The 22177-nt window shown below is 65.8% G+C and carries 20 protein-coding genes; 18 read left to right on the top strand and 2 right to left on the bottom strand.

The features are described 5' to 3' along the window. The 9 genes from FRC96_RS21625 to FRC96_RS00795 all read left to right on the top strand — a co-directional run. Positions 1 to 363 (top strand): hypothetical protein (locus FRC96_RS21625; protein WP_230469701.1); only part of this gene is annotated, 363 nt, incomplete at its 5' end. Beyond that, a complete protein-coding gene (locus FRC96_RS00830; RefSeq protein WP_146972149.1) occupies positions 360 to 989 on the top strand; it encodes an NUDIX hydrolase in 630 nt (209 codons plus the stop codon). The genes FRC96_RS21625 and FRC96_RS00830, both read left to right, overlap by 4 nt. A 7-nt stretch (positions 990 to 996) precedes the next feature. Then, positions 997 to 2214 (top strand): bifunctional phosphopantothenoylcysteine decarboxylase/phosphopantothenate--cysteine ligase CoaBC, encoded by a 1218-nt coding sequence (gene coaBC / locus FRC96_RS00825; RefSeq protein ID WP_230469700.1) that lies wholly within the window; start codon positions 997 to 999, stop codon positions 2212 to 2214. 83 nt (positions 2215 to 2297) lie between these two features. Beyond that, complete coding sequence (locus FRC96_RS21620) at positions 2298 to 3605, top strand: uracil-DNA glycosylase family protein (RefSeq protein ID WP_230469699.1); 1308 nt, start codon at positions 2298 to 2300, stop codon at positions 3603 to 3605. Positions 3606 to 3719: 114 nt separating this feature from the next. After that, positions 3720 to 4766, top strand: coding sequence for an L-erythro-3,5-diaminohexanoate dehydrogenase (locus tag FRC96_RS00815; RefSeq protein WP_146972147.1), 1047 nt, complete (start codon positions 3720 to 3722; stop codon positions 4764 to 4766). Positions 4767 to 4961: 195 nt separating this feature from the next. Then, a complete protein-coding gene (gene clpX, locus FRC96_RS00810; RefSeq protein WP_127780575.1) occupies positions 4962 to 6230 on the top strand; it encodes an ATP-dependent Clp protease ATP-binding subunit ClpX in 1269 nt (422 codons plus the stop codon). 10 nt (positions 6231 to 6240) lie between these two features. Continuing rightward, positions 6241 to 6621: a hypothetical protein gene (locus tag FRC96_RS00805; protein ID WP_146972146.1), complete on the top strand. Its 381-nt coding sequence runs from the start codon at positions 6241 to 6243 to the stop codon at positions 6619 to 6621. Between the two features lie 101 nt (positions 6622 to 6722). Continuing rightward, positions 6723 to 7439 carry a hypothetical protein gene (locus tag FRC96_RS00800; protein ID WP_146972145.1) on the top strand — a complete coding sequence of 239 codons (717 nt, stop codon included), beginning with the start codon at positions 6723 to 6725 and terminating at the stop codon, positions 7437 to 7439. Between the two features lie 80 nt (positions 7440 to 7519). Beyond that, a complete protein-coding gene (locus FRC96_RS00795; RefSeq protein ID WP_230469698.1) occupies positions 7520 to 8398 on the top strand; it encodes a tRNA1(Val) (adenine(37)-N6)-methyltransferase in 879 nt (292 codons plus the stop codon). A gap of 178 nt (positions 8399 to 8576) precedes the next feature. Here the strand turns inward: FRC96_RS00795 and FRC96_RS00790 are convergent, their stop codons facing one another. Continuing rightward, on the bottom strand, positions 8577 to 9200 hold the full coding sequence (locus FRC96_RS00790; RefSeq protein WP_146972143.1) for a hypothetical protein: 624 nt from the start codon (positions 9198 to 9200) through the stop codon (positions 8577 to 8579). 492 nt (positions 9201 to 9692) lie between these two features. Between FRC96_RS00790 and FRC96_RS00785 the strand changes: the two genes are divergently transcribed. The 9 genes from FRC96_RS00785 (at position 9693) to FRC96_RS00745 (ending at position 18781) form a co-directional block, all read left to right on the top strand. Then, on the top strand, positions 9693 to 11162 hold the full coding sequence (locus FRC96_RS00785) for a sensor histidine kinase (RefSeq protein ID WP_146972142.1): 1470 nt from the start codon (positions 9693 to 9695) through the stop codon (positions 11160 to 11162). Beyond that, positions 11159 to 12574: a sigma-54-dependent transcriptional regulator gene (locus tag FRC96_RS00780; RefSeq protein ID WP_146972141.1), complete on the top strand. Its 1416-nt coding sequence runs from the start codon at positions 11159 to 11161 to the stop codon at positions 12572 to 12574. The genes FRC96_RS00785 and FRC96_RS00780 overlap by 4 nt, the downstream gene beginning before the upstream one ends. Beyond that, positions 12574 to 13089: a hypothetical protein gene (locus FRC96_RS00775; protein WP_146972140.1), complete on the top strand. Its 516-nt coding sequence runs from the start codon at positions 12574 to 12576 to the stop codon at positions 13087 to 13089. The genes FRC96_RS00780 and FRC96_RS00775 overlap by 1 nt, the downstream gene beginning before the upstream one ends. Before the next feature lie 117 nt (positions 13090 to 13206). Further along, positions 13207 to 14601 (top strand): 30S ribosomal protein S12 methylthiotransferase RimO, encoded by a 1395-nt coding sequence (rimO, locus tag FRC96_RS00770; RefSeq protein WP_146972139.1) that lies wholly within the window; start codon positions 13207 to 13209, stop codon positions 14599 to 14601. Between the two features lie 45 nt (positions 14602 to 14646). Further along, a complete protein-coding gene (locus FRC96_RS00765) occupies positions 14647 to 14961 on the top strand; it encodes a rhodanese-like domain-containing protein (protein ID WP_146972138.1) in 315 nt (104 codons plus the stop codon). Positions 14962 to 15089: 128 nt separating this feature from the next. Further along, complete coding sequence (locus tag FRC96_RS00760; RefSeq protein WP_146972137.1) at positions 15090 to 15971, top strand: hypothetical protein; 882 nt, start codon at positions 15090 to 15092, stop codon at positions 15969 to 15971. An 86-nt stretch (positions 15972 to 16057) separates the two neighbouring features. Beyond that, positions 16058 to 16483, top strand: a complete 426-nt coding sequence (locus FRC96_RS00755) for a hypothetical protein (protein ID WP_146972136.1) — start codon at positions 16058 to 16060, stop codon at positions 16481 to 16483. Next, a complete protein-coding gene (locus FRC96_RS00750; RefSeq protein WP_146972135.1) occupies positions 16480 to 17538 on the top strand; it encodes a hypothetical protein in 1059 nt (352 codons plus the stop codon). The genes FRC96_RS00755 and FRC96_RS00750 overlap by 4 nt, the downstream gene beginning before the upstream one ends. A 271-nt stretch (positions 17539 to 17809) precedes the next feature. Then, on the top strand, positions 17810 to 18781 hold the full coding sequence (locus tag FRC96_RS00745) for a hypothetical protein (protein WP_146972134.1): 972 nt from the start codon (positions 17810 to 17812) through the stop codon (positions 18779 to 18781). A gap of 169 nt (positions 18782 to 18950) precedes the next feature. On the opposite strand, the gene FRC96_RS00740 is transcribed toward FRC96_RS00745, so the two are convergent. After that, a complete protein-coding gene (locus FRC96_RS00740) occupies positions 18951 to 22094 on the bottom strand; it encodes a penicillin acylase family protein (RefSeq protein WP_146972133.1) in 3144 nt (1047 codons plus the stop codon). Positions 22095 to 22177 lie beyond the last annotated feature (83 nt).

Raw genomic sequence — 22177 nt, 5'->3', positions numbered from 1 at the left:
GCAAGCGCGCCCGCCGCCTCCACCGGCGGCGCCCCGGGCCTCTCCTGGGCCGACGCCATCGCCGAGGCCGACTCCACCGAGACCCGTCGCGAGCAGGCCCGCAAGGGGCGCCCGGCGCCCAAAAAGCCCGCCAAAGCCGCCAGCTTTGATGACGATCTGGACGCCCCCTGGCTCAAAGCCGGCGACATCCTCGATCACCCCAAACTCGGGCGCTGCCGGGTGATGAAGGTCGAAGACGAGGACTACTGCCACATTCGTCTGCCCCGCGGGAAGATCCGCAAGATGATGATGGAGGTCCTCGACATCCGCTTTGTTGGCGAGGAAGACGGTCGCAACGTCTTTGAAGCGCGAGTGCGAAGATGAGCTCGCGCTTTGCGCCAGATCGGGTGCGCCAGCGCCTGGGGGAGCTGGGCTGGGAGCCGGCGGTGCATTTTGACCGGGTGCCGGGCCTGGAGGGCCGGCCGCTGCGTCAGGCCGCCGTGCTCGCGCCGTTATGCCAGGTGGGCCAGGAGCTGCATGTGGTCTTTACCGAGCGCCCCGCCTCCATGCGTCAGCACTCCGGGGAGGTGAGCTTCCCCGGAGGCCGCCGCGATCCGGAGGACGCGCGCTTGCGCGACACCGCGCTGCGCGAGGCCTATGAGGAGATCGGGCTTTTGCCCGATGATGTGCAGCTTTACGGATCGCTTGTGCGTATGCCCACGATCAGTGGCTACGAGGTCACGACGTTTGTGGGGGAGTTCGCTCATCCCTACGAGCTGGTGACCAACCCGGCGGAGATCGAAGAGATGTTTATGGTGCCGCTTGAGCACCTGGCCGATCCGGCCTTTCAGCGCGTGGAGAAGCGCAGCTGGGACGGGGTCTCCTACGATCTGCATTTTTATGAGTTTGAGGGCCACACCATCTGGGGGGCGACCGGGTATATGGTGAGTGTGCTCCTTGATTTTCTGGCCGGTCGCCGCCTCGATGAGGGGCGGTGGACGGCGAAGTGAGGCGATTGTGGCGTTGAAGGTGGTGCTGGGCGTAAGCGGCGGGATCGCGGCCTATAAGGCCTGTGAGCTTGTGCGGGCGTTGGTCAAACGCGGCGACGAGGTGCGCGTGGTCATGACGCGCAATGCGCAGGAGTTTGTGACGCCGCTGACCTTTCAGGCGCTCACGCAGCAGCCGGTGGGGGTGGCGACCTTTGATGCGGGGTATGAGGCGCAGATCGGCCATATTGAGCTCGCGCGCTGGGCCGATGTGGTGCTGGTGGCGCCGGCCACGGCCAACACCATCGCGAAGATGGCTCAGGGCATGGCCGACGATCTGCTGACGACGGTGCTGCTCGCCACGCGCGCGCCGGTGGTGGTGGCGCCGGCGATGAACACGCAGATGTACCTGCACCCCCGGGTGCAGGCGAACCTTGAGACCCTGCGCCATACCGAACGCCACCTGGTCATTGAGCCGGATGCCGGCGAGCTGGCGTGTGGGGAGGTCGGAGCCGGGAGGTTGCCGGATCCGCCGGTGATTCTGGCGGAGCTCGATCGGGCACTCTCTCCGCAACGTCTCAAAGGCAAACGCGTGCTCGTGAGCGCCGGTCCGACCCGCGAGGCGATCGACGCGGCGAGGTTTTTGTCGAACCCCTCAAGCGGCAAGATGGGCTACGCGCTGGCCGCCGCAGCTCGCCGGCTGGGCGCCGAGGTCACGCTGGTCAGCGGCCCCACCGCGCTTGAGGCGCCCTACGGCGTGACGCGGGTCGACGTGCTCAGCGCCGCGCAGATGCACCGCGAGGTGATGGCGCGCGCCGCTGACGTGGATGTGGCGATGATGGTGGCAGCGGTCGCCGACTGGCGGCCGGCCCACCCGAGCGACACGAAGGTGCCCAAGTCGCAGATGGCTCCCACGCTTGAGCTGGAGCGCAACCCGGACATCCTGGCTGAGCTTGGCGAGCGTTATGGTCAGGGGAGCGCGGGCGAAGAGAACGCCCGCCGACCGCTGGTGGTGGGCTTTGCCGCCGAGAGCCACGATGTGATCGAGCGCGCCCGCGCCAAGCGCGAGCGCAAGGGCGCGCACGCGATCGTGGCCAATGTCATCGGCGGACCCACGAGCACGTTTGGAGCCGAGAGCGCCACGGTGCATCTTCTGGCTGGCGAGGAGGAGCCGCGCACTTTCAGCGGCACCAAAGCCGAGGTGGCCCTCGCGCTGTGGGAGGCGCTCGCTGAGCAACGTCCCCGCTGAGCGCGCGCGATGCGTTGGATGATAGGATCGAGGGCGCGGGCCGTTGTGTTCGCTGCCGGATCTATGGTTAAACGAGAGCCGTGATGACGAAACGAGCGTACGTCAAAGCCCTGGTCGGGGATCTTCGCCGCTACCTGCAATGGCAGCAGGCTCAGGGTGTGATCGGCTCCAGCCCGGCGTCGGAGGCCGACCGCGCCGCGTTTGAGGCCTTCAAGGACGCGCGGCAGGAGCGTCAGCTGGCGCAGATGCGCGCCAACCTCGGTTCGGGCTCGCAGCCCTCGGGCGCGTCGCGACCGCCGGAGCGAGCGTCTTCGCGGCCGAGCCCCGAGCGCTCGCGACCACCGACATCACCGCCAGCCGAACGATCGGCGGCGGAGCGTGGGGGCGCGGCTCCGCGGCCTTCGTTCAAGGAGCCGGCTGCGCCCGCGCAGGCGCCTTCGGCACCCACCTCCCAGAATGCTTCCGACGCCGGCGCTCCGATCTGGGCGCAGCTCGGCGCGCGCACCATGCCGACCTTCACCGCGGGAGGCGCGCGCGGGGAGCGAGGCTCACAATCCTCGCCGGACACCGCGCCGGGCGGCGGTCGCCCTTCCGAATCGAAGGCATCGGGCCCCTCCCCGAACACCTCCTCGAAGCCGACCTCGTCGCCGTCTGCACAAAAATCGACGCCGGTCTCCCTCAACGACGAGCCGCCCCCTTACGACGATTACGACGGCCCGATGTACGATGAGGTGGCCTACGAGGACTACTCCCACGAGGCCTTCGCCCCGGTCGACGCGCCCCCCTCGCGCGCTCAGCCTTCGCAGACCAGGCCTGCGCAGAAATCAGCCGCGTCGATGACGCCGGCCGAGAAGATGGACTTTTTGCAAAACTACCTGGGGAGCTGCCGCCGCTGCGGGCTCTGCGAGTCACGCACCCAGATCGTCTTTGGCCAGGGCAACCCCACCGCGCGCCTGATGTTCATCGGCGACGCGCCCGACGGCGACGACGATCGCGCCGGCCGCCCCTTCGCCGGCGCTTCAGGGGAGCTTCTGAGCGGGATGATCAAAGCGATGGGGCTCTCGCGGGAGCAGGTCTACATCACCAACGTCGTCAAATGCCGCCCCCCGGGGGACCGTCGGCCGCAGAGTGGCGAGGTCAGCGAGTGTCTGCCCTTTTTGAAAAAGCAGATCGAGGTGGTGCAGCCCGAGGTCATCGTGGCGCTGGGCGGCTTTGCCACCCTGGCGCTTCTCGGCCAGGCTGCGCGCCGCCCGGAGGTGCGCGGGAGCTGGCAGTCCTTTGAGGGCATCGCCCTCTTGCCGACCTTCCATCCCGACGACCTTCTGCGTGATACCGGCAAAAAACGCCCGGCCTGGGAGGATCTTCAGAAGGTGATGAAGCGCCTGAGTTAAGACGTTTCTTCGAGCTTAAAGTGGAATGAATTCAGTGGTTTACAGGGTGGGTGTGCGGCGGCGGTCGAGGTCGACGCCAGCCTGGCAGCCCGCCCGATACGTAAAGGAGCGAGCGTGAGCGAGCGACGTGGTCATGATCTGGGGTTGCATCGAGTCCTTGAGCCCGAAGGGGCCCTTCCGCAGGCCGCACAGCGCCTGGATGCCGAGAGTGAGGCGTTTGATAACGAGATCGTGATCGAGGTGCAGACCCTCAACATCGACTCGGCAAGTTTTCACCAGATCCTCGGCGAGCTGGGCCGCGATGAGGCGAAGGTCGCCGAGCGGGTGTGTGCGATCGTCGCCGAGCGCGGCAAGATGCAAAACCCGGTCACCGGCAGCGGCGGCATGCTGCTGGGCACGGTCAAAGCCATCGGCAAAGACTACAAAGGCCCGGTCGAGCTTAAAGTTGGCCAGCGCGTGGCCTCGCTGGTGAGCCTGACGCTCACCCCGCTCAAGATCGATCGCGTCATCAAAGTGCACCTCGACGCCGACCAGATGGACATCGAGGGCACCGCCTACCTCTGGCCCTCCTCGCCGATCGTGGCGATGCCCGACGATCTGCCCGAGCGCGTAGCGCTCTCGGCGCTCGATGTGTGCGGGGCCCCGGCGCAGACCGCGCGCCTGGTCGCCGGCAAAAAGCGCGTGCTGATCCTGGGCGCGGGCAAGTCCGGCATGCTCTGCGCGGCCACCGCCCGCGCCACCCTGGGCGATGAGGGCGAGGTCTACGCCGTCGATCTTCACGACACCAATCTCAAGCTCCTCAAAGAAGCGGGCATCGTGGACGACTTCCGCACCGCCAACGCCAAAATCCCCACCGAGGTGCTCAAGGCCGTCGAGTCGATGACCGGTGGCGAGCTGGTTGACGTGGTCATCAACACCTGCAACGTCAGCGGCACCGAGATGTCGGCGATCTTGCCGGCGCGCGACCGCGGTGTGGTCTATTTCTTCAACATGGCCACCGACTTCTCCCGCGCCGCGCTCGGCAGCGAGGGCGTGGGCAAAGACGTCGACCTGCTCATCGGCAACGGTTACGCCCACGGTCACGCCGAGCTTACCTTAAAGATGGTGCGCGAGTTTGAGGTGGTGCGCAGCCGTCTGGAGTCGTTGACCGGGGAGGGGTGAGGCTTCAAAAGCGCCGCCCCCGGCGGCGCTTGCACCCCGGCCCCGCAACATGCAGACTGCCTCGCCCAACTCGCCAGCGCCGCCTTCAGGGACTGGCCCCGACGCGTTGGGGAGTAAATCGATCTCGGCGTTCGTTTTGACGTCGTGATCGAGAGCCCACAGGTGGGCTGCCCCGAACAGAATAACGAGAGCGAGATGAAGACCACAGATTCTGAAAGCAAGGTGCGCTGCTCCTTCTGCGGCAAAGAGGCCCGCGATGTGCAGAAGCTCATCGCCGGACCCAAGGTGCATATCTGCGATGAGTGCGTCTCCCTCTGCCGCGAGATCATTGAGGAAGACCGTCACCGCGAGCCCGAGAAGAAGAAAGAGCTCAAGGAGATGCGCCCCTCCCAGATCAAGACCTTCCTCGATGAGCATATCGTCGGGCAGGACCGCGCCAAGCGCGCGCTCTCGGTTGCGGTGTACAACCACTACAAGCGCATCCGCAGCGCGGAGCTTGAGGCCGCCGGCGCCGAGCCCCACGAAGAAGATGAGGGCGTGGAACTGACCAAGGGCAACATCCTGCTCATCGGCCCCACCGGCAGCGGCAAGACCCTGATGGCGCAGTCGCTGGCCAAAAAGCTCGACGTGCCCTTTACCATCGCCGACGCCACCAGCCTCACCGAAGCCGGCTACGTGGGCGAAGACGTCGAGAACGTCGTCAAGAACCTCTGGCTCGCCGCCGACCGCGACGTCGAGCGCGCCAGCCGCGGGATCGTGTGCATCGACGAGATCGACAAGATCAGCCGTCGCGGCGACAGCCCCTCCTCCACCCGCGACGTGGGCGGTGAGGGCGTGCAGCAGGCGCTGTTGAAGATGGTGGAGTCCTCGCGCGTGATGATCACCCCGGAGGGCTCGCGCAATCGGCCCCAGCAGGAGTTCATCCAGGTCGACACCGGCAACATCCTCTTTATCGCCAGCGGCTCCTTCCAGGGCCTGACCGACATCATCGCCCGGCGCATCGGCAAGAGCCAGATGGGCTTTGGCGCCGACTTCTCCAAGCGCCTGGAGAGCAGCAACGACCTGCTGCGCCACGTGCGTCCCGAAGACGTGGTGAAGTTCGGGATGATCCCCGAGTTTGTGGGCCGCTTCCCGGTGATCGTGGCCTTCGATGAGCTCAGCGAGGACATGCTTGTCGAGATCCTCTGGAAGCCCAAGAACAGCCTGGTCAAGCAGTACCAGAAGTTGTTTGAACTCGAGAACGTCAAGCTGCGCTTCAACCAGGACGCGATGGTGGCGATTGTGCGCGAGGCCATCAAGCGCAAGACCGGCGCTCGCGGGCTGCGCGCGATCATCGAGGAGGTCATGCTCGATATCATGTACGAGCTGCCCAGCCTGGAGAACGTGCGCGAGTGCGTGATCACCGAAGAGAGCGTGCTGCATCGCGAGAAGCCGATGTTGGTCTACGAGAAGCAGAGCGCTTAAAGGATCACGGGTGATCGAGCCCTCCGAGCATTATCAGAAGATTCACGTGCCGCCCGGTGGCGTGTTCACCGGGCTGCGCGAGTACGCCTGTGACGGGGCGGTGGTGCGCGCGCGGGTCGGCGGCAGCGCCGAGGAGCCTCGCCTGGAGCACTGCGAGATCCTCGAGCTGCACGATCTCAACGTGGGCCAACGCCGCACGCGCCATGATGTGGGGGCGTTTTTACGCCGCTGCCTGCGCAGGTTGCAGCGCGACGGGCTGATTCTGGTGCTTGGCGATCAGGTGCTCACGATCCCGGGCGACCAGATCGAGGTCAACCGGGTGCGCTTTCAGCAGTTTTGCTCCCGGGCGCAGGCCTCCGGCCCCTTTACCTCGCCAGAGCCGGTGCTGTAGCCCTGCGCCAGACGATGGGCTGCGGCGTGAACCCGGCCGATGGCGACGTGGATGTTTTGAGTGAGGCGGGTGGTCCGAGATGATGAGCAGGTGGCGCGGCGATGGGTGAAGGCAACCAGTACATGTTGGGGAGTCTGGAGCGGATTCAAGAGCAGCTCCACCGCACCAGCATTTATGCGCCGGCCCTGCGGGTGGTGATTCGCGACCAGGTGCCCGAGGGCGCGCAGCCCTACGTCGAGAAGATCCTTGATGGGGAGGGCGTCTTCTGGGATGTGGCCCCGCTCAAACAAGAAAGCTGGGAGGTCTACGCGGCGCTGACCGGGTTTTACAGCCAGTTTTTGCGCCTGGTCTGCCAGGATATCGGCCTGGATGTGTGGCCGGGCTGGCAGCGCTCGCGCTGGGTGAGCCTGGACTGGTACCCGATCGCCCGCGACCTGGGCTGGAAGGTGGCCTGCCGGCCGCTGCGCGGGGTGTTTTTTCGCCACGCCCAGCCGGAGATGCCCGAGGCGGTGCGCTACCTGGCGAGCTGGCCGCATGGCTGGTTAAGTTTTGATGAGTGCGAGGCCTACGCGCCTTACCTGGCGGAGCTGCTCGTGCGCCTGGGCCGGGAGGTGGGCCTGGAGTGGAGTGAGACGCAGCTGGAGCGCCGCTTCACGCGTCCGGGCGCGATGGATCGCGAGGCGCGATTTGATCTTTTTAACACCTGCGCCGATCGCGATACCCCCCAGGTGTGGCAGCTGCTGCGCGGGTGGGCGCTGCTCGAAGCGATGCGCGAGGCCATCACCGATGGTCGCGACCTGATCTCGCTGGGGTATTAAGTCCCCAACCTCTTTGTCCCTTTCAATCAACGACGATGCGACGCCCGGCGCCTGACCCGCGCGGGGCGAAGGTATGTGTGATGGCCCGAAAGAAGCGCGATATTCGCAACGTGGAGCCGACCTTTAAGGGGTGGGCGGTGCCCGGCCCCCTGCCCGACGTGGCGAGGATGATGGACTTTGAGGCCGGTGAGGGCGAATCGCTCGACGCGCTAAGCGGCCATTTTCGCATCTTCCAGCTCAAAAAAGGCCATCGTTTCTCGACCGACGACGTGCTCACCGCCTGGTATGGAAGCTCCTGGTGCCCGAGCGCAGGCGCGGTGCTGGATTTGGGGAGCGGCGTGGGCTCGGTCGGCATGACGGCGGCCTGGCGCCTGCGCGGTGCACGCTTTGTGACCGTCGAAGCGCAGGAGGAGAGCGTGGCGCTGGCGCGTCGCTCCACCGCCTACAATGGACTCGAAGATCGCTATGAGATTCGCCAGGGCGACTTTCGCGATCCAGAGGTTCTGGCCGAGGATGAGCGTTTTGACCTGGTGCTGGGGAGTCCGCCTTACTGGCCGCTGAGCGATGGCACCCAGGGCGACCACCCCCAGAAGGTGGCGTGCCGCTTTGAGGTGCGCGGCTCGGTGGCCGACTACGCCGAGGTCGCTGCCGCACACCTCAACCCGGGCGGCGTCTTTGCCTGCGTCTTCCCCGTGGACAGGCCGCAGCAGAAGGTGCGCCCCTGGGAGGCGGCGGAAAACGCCGACATGACGATCGTGCGCTGGCGTCCGGTGATCTTCCGTGAGGGCAACCCCCCGCTGATCGGGCTCTTTGTGATGATGCGCAACGCCGATCTTCCCGAAGCGGTGCGCGGGCAGACCTGGGAGGAGCCCCCGCTGATCATTCGCGACGCCGCTGGCGAGGTTCACCCCGAATACCGGGCCGTGAAGATGAGCTTCGGGTTTTCACCGCTCGGCTAAACCGGGCGCTCGGCCGCACAACATTCAGCGTTCAGGGTCGGGACGCGGGCATAAAAAAACGTCGAAGCCGAGGGACGATGGGGACCCTCGGTCTTCGACGAAGTCACACGACGCCGGCTCTGCAGCCCGCAATGTACCGGCGTCGCGATCAGGCCCCGAAGGGCCATCTTAAGACAACTCAGACGATCTCTTCGTCGTCGTCGCCGTCATCGTCGCCTTCAGCGAGGAAGATCTCTTCGTCGTCGTCGCCGTCATCGTCGCCTTCGGCGAGGAAGATCTCTTCGTCGTCGTCGCCGTCATCGTCGCCTTCAGCGAAGGTCGAATCGTCGTCGCCGTCATCGCCGTCACAGGCGAGCTCCTCGGAGTCATCATCGTCGCCGTCGTCGTCGCCTTCGGCGAGGAAGATCTCTTCGTCGTCGTCGCCGTCATCGTCGCCTTCAGCGAAGGTCGAATCGTCGTCGCCGTCATCGCCGTCACAGGCGAGCTCCTCGGAGTCATCATCGTCGCCGTCGTCGTCGCCTTCAGCGAGTTCCTCGGAGTCGTCATCGTCGCCGTCGTCGTCGCCTTCGGCGAGCTCTTCGGAGTCGTCGTCATCGCCGGCGTCATCGCCTTCAGCGAGTTCTTCGGAGTCGTCGTCATCGCCGTCTTCTTCGGCGAAGGTGCTGTCGTCGTCACCGTCGTCGCCGTCGCAGGCGATGGTGGTGGGCGCATCGGGGGTGGCGGCGAAGGCCGAGGTGGCCGGCACAGCCAGGGCGAGGGCGCAGAGGAGGGCGGTCAGGCGGGTCGAGAGCTTGGTAGACATATTGAAATCTCCTGCTTTTCTCTAAAGGGAGCCGCGCCAGTCGGGCTCCTCACGGAAGTATGACGCGGTGGCGGCGCGAGGACGTTCGGGAACACATCGGAAATTTTCAGCGCGCCGCCACCGGCGCATGGTGTCGGAAAGGGTCTGGGAAGAACCTTTCACTACCTGTTTTGCCAGCGGGGGAACCCACCATCGGGAGGGCACCTCGTGACTGACGGTCCTCGGTAATGCAGACGACGTGCCAGAGGTGGAAATTTTTCTAAAATTAACGGAAATGTCTTTATAAGACGTTGGTTTTTCGTTGTTTTTTGAGGTTTTTTGAGCCGCGGGGCGGCGTGGCGTCACGCGACAGAACGCGGCTCGGGATCGTCGAAAACGACCACATGTTGCAAAACGCCACACTCGGGCGTGGTGTGACACGAGGGCGTTTGCGCCAGATCGGGGGCTGGGGGAGAATGCGCGCTGTTCGGGACGCGCGCTTTCGAGGAGACCATGCGTCTTACGTTTAAGATCACGCTCTTTTTCATCGGCGGGATCTGCCTGATTATGGCCTGGCAGGGCTACTCGCGGATCGACCGCGAGTCGGGGCTCTTTGAGGCCCAGATGCGGAGGGACCACTACGCGCTGGGGCAGCCCCTGGCGGTGATGGTGCGCTACGGTCGCGAGGAGTTCGGGGAGGATTTTGCGCTGGAGCTGGTGGAGCGGTCCAACCAGGCCAGTGAGAGGTTGCGTGTGCGCTGGGTGTGGGCGCAGACCGGCACGCTGGAGCGCCTGCGGCCTGAGGCGCCCCTCGATCTCAACGTGCTGCTGGAGGAGGGCCGAGCCGTCAGCTGGATCGACCGCGACCAGATCGAGGCCGGCCGCCTCTACACCTATGTGCCCGTGGTGGTCGAAGAGGGGCGGGTGGGCGCCGTGGAACTCTCGGAGTCCTTCGCGCGCGAGCAGGCGTATGTGCGCGCCTCAAAATGGCGCATCGTCTGGACGACGCTCTTGATGCTGGTGATGGCCAGCGGCCTGGCCATGGTCACCGGGCTGCTCTTTATCGCTCGCCCTGTCGACGCGCTTGTGGCGCGCGCGCGCTCGATCGGTAAAGGCGACTTGAAAACCCCGCTGAAGCTGGAGGGGCACGGCGAGCTCAGCGTGCTCGCCATGGAGATGAACCTGATGAGCGACCAGCTCGCCGGCGCCAGCGAAAAGTTGGAGGAAGAGACGGCGGCTCGTATTCAGGCGCTTCAACAACTTCGTCACGCCGACCGCCTTAAGACGGTGGGCACGCTAGCTGCGGGTCTGGCCCATGAGCTGGGCACGCCGCTCAACGTCATCTCGATGCGCGCGGCGATGATCGAAGACAAAGAAGTTGAGGGCGACGAGGTGGAGCGCAACGCGCGCATCATTGGCGAGCAAACCTCGCGCATCACCAAAATCATCCGTCAGCTGATGGACTTTGCCCGGGTGCGACACCTGAGCAAAACGCGCATGGAGGTCGGCCCGGTGGTCGAGCAGGCCATCGAGCTGATTCGCCCGATCGCGGAGAAACGTCAGGTCACGATGGAATTGAGCGCCGAGCCGCAGGCGTTTGCCAGCGACGTGGACGCCGACCAGATCACCCAGGTGCTCACAAACCTGTTGGTCAACGCGATGCACGCCTGTCAGCAGGAGGGCGGCCGGGTGGAGGTTGCGCTGCGCGCGGTGCGCCGGCCGCACCCTGAAGATGATGAGGGCTGCGAGCGCGACTTTGTGCTGGTGGAGGTGAAGGATGATGGCGTGGGCATGAGTGAGGAGGCGCTGGAGCAGATCTTTGAGCCCTTCTTCACCACCAAGGCCGTCGGTGAGGGCAGCGGGCTTGGGCTCTCGGTTTCGTACGGGATCGTGCGCGAACACGGCGGCTGGATCGACGTGACGAGTGAAGAAGGTCAGGGAAGCACCTTCGGGGTGTACCTGCCGATTGAGGAGCGTGAATGAGCAAGTACGATGTGGTGATCGTCGATGATGACGCGAGCATGGCCGAGGTGCTCGGGGAGCGGCTGAACAAGCGCGGGTACAACGCGCGCTTTTACACCAGCGCCGAGGAGGCCTTTGCCGGGCTGGAGGCGCAGGATGCCGGGGTGGTCATCACCGACTTGAACATGCCCGGAGTTAACGGCATCGAGTTTTGCCGGCGGCTGGTCGACCATCGGCCCAACCTACCGGTGATCGTGATCACGGCCTTTGGCACCCTGGAGACGGCGGTGGCGGCGATCCGCGCCGGCGCCTACGACTTTTTGACCAAGCCGGTGGATATTGAGGCGCTGACTATTGCTCTGGACCGGGCCCTGGAGCACCGGGAGCTGCGCGAGGAGGTCAAACGCCTGCGCGAGCAGGTCGACTCGGAGGGCGCCGGCGGCGGCGCGGCGATGATTGGCGAGAGCGCCCCGATGCGCGAGCTCTTTGGCATGATCGATCGCGTGGCGCGCTCGCCGGCCTCGGTGCTGATCACCGGCGAAAGCGGCACGGGCAAAGAGCTTGTGGCCGGCGCGCTGCATAAGCGCAGCGACCGCGGTGAGAAGCCCTTTGTGGCCGTGAACTGCGCCGCGCTCCCCGGGAGTCTGCTGGAGAGCGAGCTCTTCGGGCATGTGAAAGGGGCCTTTACCGACGCGCGCGAAGATAAAGAGGGGCTCTTTGTGCGCGCCCACGGCGGCACGCTCTTTCTCGATGAGGTCGGCGATCTTCCGCTCTCCTTGCAGCCGAAGTTATTGCGGGTACTGGAGGAGCGGCGCGTGCGCCCGGTGGGAGGAAGCCAGGAGGTGGAGGTCGATGTGCGCCTGGTGGCCGCGACTCACCGCAACCTGGAGGCCCAGGTGAAAGAGGGGGAGTTTCGCGAAGATCTGTATTTTCGCTTCAACGTCATTGAGCTCAGCCTGCCGCCTTTGCGCGAGCGGGGCAAAGATGTGCTGCTCCTGGCTCAGCATTTCATCGAGCGCTTTGCCGAGCGCTCCGACAAGGCCATCCGCGGGCTGTCGGCGGAGGCCGGACGCGCGCTGATGCAGTACCACTGGCCGGGCAACGTGCGCGAACTTCGCAACTACATTGAGCGCGCGGTGGTATTGGCGCTGCAGGAGGAGATCTCGCCAGAAGATCTTCCCCCCCGGGTGCGCGGCGCCGGCGGCGACGGTCGCGACGTGCCGTATCTGGACATGCTCACCTGGCAGTCGATCCTGGGGCTCGACGGGCTGCCCACGCTCGAAGAGCTGGAGATCCGCTACGTCGGCTATGTGCTCGGACGCACCGGCGGCAACAAGTCGCGGGCGGCCGAGATCTTAGGGATGGACCGCACCACGCTCTACCGCAAGATCGAGCGCCATGAGATCGCGCCCGAAGACGCCGGGGAGAGCTGATGCGCTTGAGGTGGAGCATGGTCGCGGCGCTGGTGGTGCTGGCCGCCGGCTGCCAGTCGGAGTGGCAGCCCGAGGCGCAGACGCTGGAGACCTATCCGGTGGTCGCTCAGACCGAACCGGCGCCGGAGGCGCCCGGGGTGGAGGGCTGGGAGCGCTTTTTGCCGGGTGGGTATCTGGCGCGCAGCGAGGCGCAATGCGCCACGGTGCTCAAAGAGATCGCGTTCTGCAGCGAGGAGGACGTCTTTCTGGCCACGCTTGGCCAGACCGAGGCGCTCTCCGATGAGGCGGCGCGCGGGGCGTTTCTGGCGCAGGTGGAGCGCTGGTATACGCCCGGAAACGCGCGGGAGGATTGCCGGCGTATCGTCGAAGCCACCCGTTTTCCGGGGGCCGTGGCGAGGCAGACGTGGAGGGCAGCTGCCGAAGGCAGCGCCCGGGTGTGCGCGGAGTTCGGTCAGGTGCTCGTTCAGAGCGGCTTTCTGGAGCGGATGGGCGAGTCGATCTGGGGCGCGCGTTGATTTATCGGGTTGATTGGCCTATGAGGCCTGCGGAATTCCCGCTCGACTCGCCAGCGATCCCAGGCTTCTAAGGCCACCTCGCCGCGTCGAGCGCACCACCTTTAAGAAGAGCCGGACATGGTTAAAAAAGTTCATATGATCTCGCTGGGTTGCCCCAAGAACCGGGTCGACTCCGAGGTGATGGTCGGCATGATCCAGGGCGACGGCGCCTTTGAGATGGTCGCCGATGTCGAAGACGCCGAGATCGTGGTCGTCAACACCTGCGGGTTCATCGACGCGGCCAAAGAAGAGTCGGTCGACACGATCATGGAGATGGTCGACCTGAAAAAACGCGGCCGCCTGGGCAAGGTCGTGGTCACCGGGTGCCTCTCGCAGCGCTACTCCGGCGAGCTGGAGACGGAGATCCCGGAGGTCGACGCGATCCTGGGCACTCAGACGTTCACCTCCATCAATGAGGCGCTTCACGGCCGGCTCTCGCAGAAGACCTACATCCAGCCCGGCAGCTTCATCATGGATCACGAGGTCGCCCGCACCAACACGGTGCGCGGGGGCACGGCCTACCTGAAGATCGCCGAGGGGTGTTCGCGCTCGTGCAGCTTCTGCATCATCCCCACGATCCGCGGCACCCAGAAGAGCCGCTCGATCGACGACGTGGTCGCCGAGGCCCGCAAGCTGGGGCGCGCCGGCGTCAACGAGGTCATCCTGGTCGCTCAGGATATGACGAGCTACGGCATCGACCTCGACCCCAGACATAACCGCGACTACCTGCTGCGCCTGCTTCGCCGCCTCGACGAAGAGGCCGACGAGATCAGCTGGGTGCGCCTGCTTTATATGTACCCCTGGAACTTCACCGACGACCTGGTGGAGTTTTTCCAGACCTCCGACAAACTCGTGCCTTATGTGGATATGCCGCTGCAGCACATCAACCGGCGCATCCTCAAGTCGATGAAGCGCAACATCCAGCGCGACGCCCAGGCGCGGCTCATCGATAAGCTGCGGGGCATCGACGATCTGGTCCTGCGCACCAGCCTGATCGCCGGCTACCCCGGTGAGACCGACGCGGAGTTCCGCGAGCTCTACGACTGGGTCAAAGAGGTGGAGTTCGACCGGGTGGGCGTCTTTGTCTACAGCCCCGAAGAAGGCACCGTGGCCGGCGCGATGGACGACCAGGTCGAGGAGCACGTCAAGATCGAGCGTCGTGACGCGCTGATGGAGCTTCAGCAGGGCATCAGCGAGCGCAAAAACGCCGAGTGGGTCGGCCAGACCACCGAGGTGATCGTCGATGGCGTCAGCGAAGAGCATGAGCTCGTGCTCGAAGGCCGCCACTACGGCCAGGCCCCCGACATTGACGGGGTGGTCTACCTCTCCTTTGATTACGGCGGCGACGTGCCGGTGCCTGGCGAGTTTGTGGAGGTGGAGATTCAGCAGGCCGGCGCGTATGATCTGACCGGTGTGGTGATCCCCAGAGATCCGCTGGGGCTGGGTGATGGCGAGCTGAATCTGCGCAGCTAAAGCCCGACCGAACGCTTTGACTTCGATACGACGACGGAGGAGATGATGAAAGAGCTGAGCTATAAAGAGTTCGCCGCGCGTCGCGAGGCTGAGAACCTGCGACTGATCGATGTGCGCGAGAAAGATGAGTTTGCCGAGGTTCACGTCAAGGGCGCCGAGCTCTTTCCCCTCTCCGAGATTCGCGCCGGTGAGCTTCCGAAGGAAGACGATCGGGAGATCGCGGTGATCTGCCGCTCCGGCGCGCGCAGCGCGGCGGCCGCTCAGGTGTTTGAGTCGGCCGGTTTCAAAGAGTGCATCAACGTGGCCGGCGGCACTCTGGCGGCGATTGAGGCTGGTGAAGATCACGTTGAACGCCGCTGACGCCGTGTAAGTGATTGAACATGAAGACAAAAGGGCCGGCGCGAGAGTGTCGGCCTTTTGTCGTCTGGCGGGTTGCTCCGAGGGTTGGCGAGCTCCGGGGCAACCTGGTGATGGGAAGGTGAGAAGGGATGAGGGCAGCCTGGCGAGCGGTCATCGCGATGGCGGTGGTGATGCTGATCGGGGGAGGGGCGCCCGGCGTGGCGCAGGCCCGCGGGGGCTGCGGCGCCAACGCTGCCATCGACTTCGGGGTGGCGGGCTTTTGCCAGCGCGCCGTGTTGATGAGCGCGCTTGAGAGCGGCCTGAGTATGGGGAGCTACAACGGGGCGGGGCGCTTTGAGGCCGAGGGGCTACGGCCGGGCCTGAGCACCCTGCGCGTGGGCGGTGGGCTGCGCCTTGCTGGCGAGCGGCTGCACCGGCTGCAACTTCACGCCGACGGCGGGCTGCTCCTGGGCGGGGACACCTCGAGCCGCGTGCCCCTCGGAGCCCTCGGTTTGAAGGGACGCGCCGGCGTGCGTTGGATGGTGCTCGAAGATCTGAAGCTGGGCTTTGATCGCAGCCTTCGCGCCAGCCGCCGTCCTTATCTGGAGGTCGTCGCGCATCTTCGCCACGCATCGCCCGAAGCGTCGCAAACGTTGGAGCCTTCGCCGGTGGCGATGTTGCTGGCGAGCGCCGGGGTGCACGCGCTCAAATACATGACCTACCGCGACGTGGTGAGTCTGCGGCTGGAAGGGGGCTACGGGAGCGTCGGCCCCGAGGCGAGCCTCGGGGTCAGCTGGACGCGGGTGGAGGCGATGCGGTGGGCGGCCGGGCTTGAGGCCGGTGTGCGCCTTCGCAGCCGGGGCCCCCAACTTCGCGCCAACGTCGGGATCTTCTCCACATGGACGCTGGGCTCGCCGCATTGGGCGCTCAGCGCGCACCTGCGCTCCGACTGGGTGGGGCCTGTGGGCGCCTATCGCGTCGGGAGGGTGGGGCCGCGGCTGGGCGTGAGCCTGCAGCGCAACTTCTTGTAAGGCTGCCTTAAGAGGGCTGGAAAGACGTCGGTCGGTGCGCAGGTTTGCCCTCCCGTTCACTGTGTAAATGATGATGGAGCTACATGATGACCCGCTCGGCAGAACAACTGGCAGAAGCATTGGAGAAGGCCCTCGACACCACCTTTGACGTCTCGGTGGTCGATGGGGCTGTGAGTGTCGACTACGTGCAGGCGCGGCGTCGGCTGGCCGAAGTTCGTCCCGAGTCGTCGGCGTTGCGGGTGGCGCTCGGCGCGGAGTTCGCCGATCGCCCCGAGCTTGATGGCGAGGCGTTGAAAGCCGCCGGCAAGGAGGAGCTGGACGAGGAGATCGCGGCGTTTCGGGAGCGCGGCTACCGCGTCGATGAGGCCGAGCAGAAACCCGCCGCCTCCACCGAGCCCGAGTCCGAGGAGACGCCGGTCTACGTGCAAATGATGACGCGCAGCTACGCCTCGGTCGATGAGCTCATCGAGGAGCTCGGCTGGCTGGCCGAGCGCGCGCAGAGCAAACGATGAGACGTGTGGCCGTCTTCCTTGCTGTGGTGGGGCTGATGGGTGCGGCTCTGACGGCCTGCACCACCCCTGATCCTCCTCTTCCCGACGAGGTGGGCAGCATCGCCGAACTTCCCGATGAGGTGCATCAGCGCGCCTCGCCCGAGTTCTGGGAGCAGTGGGGAGATGGGCGCGGTGAGGTCAGCGTGTACCGCGGCCAGATCGCGCGTTATGGCGAGCTGCGAGAGGCACAGGCGACGCTCATTTTTGTGACCGAGCCGCATGACCGCCGCACCTGGATTAAAGATGACGCGGTGGAAGACGAGCATCGCGTTGAGGTGCTTAAGCTCAACCACCTGCTCGATTTTCAGACCGGCGTGTATCCCTACCGCGTCATGAGCAGCGTCTTTGCCCCCGTCGATCATTGGGACGCCGAACGCGAGCGACACGCCCCGGTCAAGATCACGATGGGCGTTCAGGAGTGGTGCGGGCAGGTCTTTCACGCGCTGTGGCCCGGGCGCTCGCTGTATTTAAGCCGGCTCTCGTCCTATTTTAACTCCGAAGGCGATCAGGAAGAGCTCGTGGAGATTGAGATGGGCGCGCTCTACGCCGACGCGCTCCCCCTGCACGTGCGCGAGCTCGACGGTCCTTTTCTGGAGGGGGCTACCACCTGGACCGGCCCCATGGTGGTGCCGCTGTGGCAGGCTCGCGTCGAGCATCAGCCGCTGAGCGTGGTGCTGGCCACCATCACCCGCTCTACGGTGGAGCGGGACGGGCAGGCGTTGACGCGTTTTGATGTGACCTGGCCCGGTGGCGCCCGTTTTTTTGAAGTGGAGCGCGAGGCACCGCGAGGCATCGTGCGCTTTGGCGCCGGCGACGGCAGTACCTTTGAGCGCGTAAGTCACCGGCGGCTCCCCTACTGGCAGCTCAATGGCAGCGGCGACGAGCGTGTACGCCAGGAGCTGGGGCTTCCTGTGGAGGTCGTCGAGCCTCTCCCCGAGCCTCGCCAGGCACCGGAACCGGTAGCGCCTGAGTCGGAAACCGAGGCGCCGGAGACGCCGGGCTCCAACCTCCCCTGAACCCTCCTTTACATCCAAAACGTTTGCGCTGGCCCCGTGTTTGCAACATGGTGCGGGTGTAACCCGGGCGCTGCGCTGCCCTGGTCGCTTGCCTTTGCGCGCTGAGCGCGCTGCAAGACGCCTTCGCTGGCATCTAACGTCAGGGCAGGTCACCTGGCCGCGGCGCGATCGGAGTAGGTTTTGACCGCGAGCGGAGTAAAACTTGCGGAGACAGCCGGTGGCCCGGGAGGTCACCCCACGTTCCTGAAGTTCTTTTTGAAGTGAGGTTCGTATGAAGTCGATGTGGAAACGAGGCATGGTTCTGGGTGGGATGGTCGCCATCGGCGCGATGAGCAGCGCTTGCGGCGTGGCCATTGAGGGCGAAGAAGGTAACCTGCGTTTTGAGTACGACAACAGCGCGTTCTCCGGCGCCTTCAGTGAAGATCTGGCGGTCGGGTCGATGATCGACGTCAAAGTCCGCGAGACCTCCGAGAGCGAGTTTTTGCCGATCGCCTCGGCGACGAGCTCTTCCGAAGAGGTCATCGCGGTCAGCGAGACAAGCGGCCAGGTCGTCAGCCTGCGCGCGGAGAGCGAAGGCGTGGCGCGCATCTCGGTGAGCGCCACCGCTGAAAGTGGAAGCCTCAGCGACAGCGTGGAGCTGCGCGCAGCCGAGGTCGACAGCATCGAGATCGAGGCCATCTGCGATGAGAGCAGCGTTTACGCCGTCAACAGCGCCCCGGAGTTCCGCTACCGGATGCGCGACGCGATGAGCAACTCGCTCAACGGCTACGGTTACTACCCGGTGGCCGTGGAGCCGGAGACCGGCGGGGAGATCAACGGCGCGTTTAGCAGCCTGGGCCGCATCCAGGTGATGACCGGCGAAGAGGCCGGCGCGATCAGCCTGACCTCCGACCTTCTGGAGGAGCCCTTTGCGATGACGCTTGTCGCCGCGGCCGACATCACCGAACTCGATGTCGCCAACCAGGTCGATGGCGAGACGATCACCACCATCGCCACGGGCGAAGAGGCGCCGATCTCGATCTTCGCCATGGCCGGCCCGGCCGGTGAGACGGTGTGCGGCGATGCCGAGGGCATCATCGAGCTGGTCTCGGAGACTCCGGAGGTCTGCGAGCCCTACTACACCTACGGGCTGGGGGTGCATGTGGTGAACGTGCAGGGCTTGAGCGCGGGCGCCTGTGAGATCAGCGTGAGCGTGCCGGGCACCGACCTTGCCGAGACCTTGCAGGTCGAGATCAGCGGGTGAGCGTTGAAGGATGGTGTTGTGTAAGAACGCTGGATGACTGATGCAAGTGCAATGAATGGTTTGTTGTGTAACTGGTTGAAATGAAAAAGAAAAGGGCGCCCTTGTCGGGGCGCCCTTTTTTGTTGCTGGAGCCGTCCGGGTGTGTGTCGCTACCCGCCCCTCGGAGGCCTCAGGGGGTAAAGACCTCGCGGCCGGTGGCCCCTTCGACGACGGCGTCGGGCTCAAAGCGAAGCGGCAGCGCCTGGTCGCCCAGCCAGAGTTTGGCCTGGTCGTCAAAATGCTCGGAGTCGATCAGGCCGGACTGGCCCCCGGGGATGATGGTGCGGCCCTCTACGCGATCGCCCCCCAGGCTGACGACCAGGCGGTTGACCGGGCCGGATCCGTAGGTAAAGGAGCGCCCGGAGATGCCCGGGTTGGCCGCGTCGACGTTGTACTGGTCGCCGTCGCGGGGGAACCACTGAATACCGCGGCGCGGATCGTTGCGATCCAGGTCCTCGGCCAGGGGCAGGCGCCGCGCGGTGATCGAGAAGCGGTCGGCCAGAGGCGCGAAGGCCGGCTGGTCGCGCAGGAAGTCGGCCAGCAGGCTCTCAAACTTCGCGTGGTGACGAAGCCCCCAGAGGTAGGTGTCGAAGTCTTCGCTGCCAAAGCCGCCGACGCCGGCCGCGGTGGGCTCGGAGGCCAGGAAGTCGAGGGCGCTGGCGAGCGCGGCGATGAGGATCTCTTCGCTGCGCTCAAGCTCGGCGCTCTCGCGCACGTCGAAGAAGACCGACTCGCCACTCTCCTCATTGTAGCTCGCGAGAGCCGCCGGGTTGCCCTCGCCACGGCCCTCCAGCATCGAGGAGAGCAGGCGAATGCGTCCTCCGGTCCCGCCGCTCTGCCAGAGCCCGGGCAGCCCCTCATCGTCGAAGACCGCGCGCTGGAAGTCGCCAAACCACACGTTGAAGAGGGTGGTGGCCACCGCGTCGAGGCGGTCCTCGTCGGTGGGCGTGTTGTAGAAGGTCTCCACGCCGCTGCGGGCCCAGAAGCCGCGCTGGCCCCAGGCTTCCAGGCGCGCCTGCACATCGAGCGCCTTGTCGCGGATGGGCGCGTAGCTTGCCAGCGCGCGGCTCTCCCAGTCATCGAGCTCCGTCGGGTCGAGCGCGCGCAGGGCCTCCATCGTGTCGATGGCCTCGATCATCGCCGGCGAGAAGTGCTCACCCAGGGCCGACTGGGTGTTGGCCTGAAGGGCGGCCATCGCGTCGATGTCGGCGCTGTTCTCCGCGATGTAGCGGGTGAGCTCGCGGCTGATGCGGTCGGCGCGGAAGCCCACATCCCAGGGGCCGCCGATGTAGCGCTGGCCGTTAAAGAGGTTGCCGTCGAGCGAGACGCCCACCGGGTCGTTGTTGGCCGTGGCCACAAACCCTTGAGGCGGGTTGGCCAGCGCCGGGCTCTCATCAAGCGGGATCACGCAGCGGTAGGGATCATCCTGATGGGAGCTGTCGATGACCCCGTCGATAAGCGGAATCTGGAAGTTGCCGTAGGTCGTGCCATCCAGGAGCATCGCCGGGTGCGCGCCCTCGCCCCAGACGCCGTCTTCGGAGCGGGGGAGGTAGTCGCGGCAGGGCACGGCCTGGTGGCCGGAGAAGAGCACGCTGCCCTCAGAGTCGCTGACCACGAAGTTGAGCGAGGTCGCGATCATCCCGCGCGTGGCCTGGCGGAAGTCTTCGATGTTGCCGGCGCGCGCCATGCGATCGAAGGTCCCGATGATGTCGCCGATCTGCAGGCCCACGTAGGCGAAGCTGATGGCGTCGATGACGCCGTCTTCGTTAACGTCCGCCGGGATCACCCAGCCGGAGTGGGTGCGCACAAGCGAGGTGCCGGCTTCAAGTTCGTCGTCGGGATCGGCCGGGACGCCCTCGATGTCGATGATCCAGCGATCGTCGAAGGTCTGGTAGCGGGCGATGGTCTCGGTGCGGCCCTCGCTATCCAGGGTGGGGACGTCGGCGATCTCGTAGACCTCGTCGATGCGTGTGGTCGCGCGCCATTCCCCCTCAAAGAAGGTCTCGGCGGGCTGGCCGTCTTCATCGAGGCGGATCTGCTCGGAGTACCAGTCGGTGATGTCGCCGGAGAGCTGGGTGAAGCTCCAGGCGACCTGCCCGTTGGTGCCCACCGGCACCACGGGCATCCCGGGGATGGCCAGGCCAAACTGGTGGGGGCGGTCGGTGCCACCGAAGACGGTGGTGTCGAGCCCGACGTGGTAGAGGATCGAGGGGATGCCCAGCGAGAGGTGCCCGTCGGCCGCAAAGAGGCTTGTGCCGGTGGCCGAGGCCTCGGCGCTCACGGCCCAGGCGTTGGAGCCAAAGCCCTTCTCGTGGCTGCGCAGCCCGCGCCGCTCCTGAAAGTCGTGCAGGCTCGCGGTGAGGCGCGCCATCAGACCGCTCTCAACGCGCGGGCTCGTGCCGGCTTGCGGGGTCAGCGTCAGCCCGGTTGAGGGCGTGGTGTCAGGCGGACCCCAGGTGCCGGCGGCCAGCGGCTTGACCGGGCGGGCGTTGAGCCAGATGTCTTCCAGCGCGCCGGCGCGGCGAAGTTCCGCATAGGCGTCGCCTTCAAAGAGCGTCTCAAGCTGCGCATAGGCCGCAGCCCGGCCCATATCACCGGTCTCGTAGCTGGACTCGTAGATGAAGGTCGCAAAGAGCCCCGCGATATCCCGGGCCTCAAAGGGGTGCATCGCGTCGACCGGGTCGCTGGCGCCGAGGATGCCGCCCAGAAGTTCGAGCTCACTGGGGGCCGGGAGGTTTCCAGCCTCGACCTGGGCGATGTAGGCGTTGACGCCCTCGGCGTAGGCTTCCATCACCTGGCGCATCTCGGGGGGGGCCTGCTCAAAGATGCGTTCGGCGACATGGCGCGAGCCGTTGAGCCGCGTCTCAAGGTCCATGCTCAGCGCCGCGTCACCCAGCAGCGCGCTGACCTCGCCAAGCCCCAGTCGTCGGGTGAGATCCATCATAAAGTAGCGGTCGCGGGCAGTCACAAAGCCCTGGACGCGCGCGGCGTCGACATCATTCTCCGCATAGATGTGCGGGATGTTTCCCTCGGTGCGGATCACGTGCACCGGCGCGCTGAGCTCGGGGAGCTCCCAGCGCTCGACCTCATCAACCTCGAGCAGGGCGCGCTGCTCCTCGCTGAGATCGTCGGCGTCGACGTCGGCGCCGGCGTCGATGGGCACATCGGTGCCGGTGTCAGCCTCGGTGGTGGGGGTATCATCCTGGCAGGCCACGGGGCCCAGCAGGGCGGCGCCCAGCAACATGGCGAGCGCAGGGGTGCGGAGGGTAGGCATAACGAACTCCCGGTCAGTAAAGAGCAAGCATCAGGCTCAAAAGGTTCGCCGGGAGCATAGCGCTATGAGAGCGGTCTTAGAAG

This window comes from Lujinxingia vulgaris (assembly GCF_007997005.1).
GTDB lineage: Bacteria > Myxococcota_A > Bradymonadia > Bradymonadales > Bradymonadaceae > Lujinxingia.
This window is presented reverse-complemented; position numbering and strand designations above follow the sequence as displayed.

Excerpts from the sequence above, each read along its gene's own strand:
- FRC96_RS00830 (WP_146972149.1), top strand. The coding sequence starts at position 360 with ATGAGCTCGCGCTTTGCGCCAGATCGGGTGCGCCAGCGCCTGGGGGAG.
- FRC96_RS21620 (WP_230469699.1), top strand. The coding sequence starts at position 2,298 with ATGACGAAACGAGCGTACGTCAAAGCCCTGGTCGGGGATCTTCGCCGC.
- clpX (WP_127780575.1), top strand. The coding sequence starts at position 4,962 with ATGAAGACCACAGATTCTGAAAGCAAGGTGCGCTGCTCCTTCTGCGGC.
- FRC96_RS00800 (WP_146972145.1), top strand. The coding sequence starts at position 6,723 with ATGGGTGAAGGCAACCAGTACATGTTGGGGAGTCTGGAGCGGATTCAA.
- FRC96_RS00795 (WP_230469698.1), top strand. The coding sequence starts at position 7,520 with ATGGCCCGAAAGAAGCGCGATATTCGCAACGTGGAGCCGACCTTTAAG.
- FRC96_RS00790 (WP_146972143.1), bottom strand. The coding sequence starts at position 9,200 with ATGTCTACCAAGCTCTCGACCCGCCTGACCGCCCTCCTCTGCGCCCTC.
- FRC96_RS00785 (WP_146972142.1), top strand. The coding sequence starts at position 9,693 with ATGCGTCTTACGTTTAAGATCACGCTCTTTTTCATCGGCGGGATCTGC.
- FRC96_RS00780 (WP_146972141.1), top strand. The coding sequence starts at position 11,159 with ATGAGCAAGTACGATGTGGTGATCGTCGATGATGACGCGAGCATGGCC.
- FRC96_RS00775 (WP_146972140.1), top strand. The coding sequence starts at position 12,574 with ATGCGCTTGAGGTGGAGCATGGTCGCGGCGCTGGTGGTGCTGGCCGCC.
- rimO (WP_146972139.1), top strand. The coding sequence starts at position 13,207 with ATGGTTAAAAAAGTTCATATGATCTCGCTGGGTTGCCCCAAGAACCGG.
- FRC96_RS00765 (WP_146972138.1), top strand. The coding sequence starts at position 14,647 with ATGAAAGAGCTGAGCTATAAAGAGTTCGCCGCGCGTCGCGAGGCTGAG.
- FRC96_RS00760 (WP_146972137.1), top strand. The coding sequence starts at position 15,090 with ATGAGGGCAGCCTGGCGAGCGGTCATCGCGATGGCGGTGGTGATGCTG.
- FRC96_RS00755 (WP_146972136.1), top strand. The coding sequence starts at position 16,058 with ATGACCCGCTCGGCAGAACAACTGGCAGAAGCATTGGAGAAGGCCCTC.
- FRC96_RS00750 (WP_146972135.1), top strand. The coding sequence starts at position 16,480 with ATGAGACGTGTGGCCGTCTTCCTTGCTGTGGTGGGGCTGATGGGTGCG.
- FRC96_RS00745 (WP_146972134.1), top strand. The coding sequence starts at position 17,810 with ATGAAGTCGATGTGGAAACGAGGCATGGTTCTGGGTGGGATGGTCGCC.
- FRC96_RS00740 (WP_146972133.1), bottom strand. The coding sequence starts at position 22,094 with ATGCCTACCCTCCGCACCCCTGCGCTCGCCATGTTGCTGGGCGCCGCC.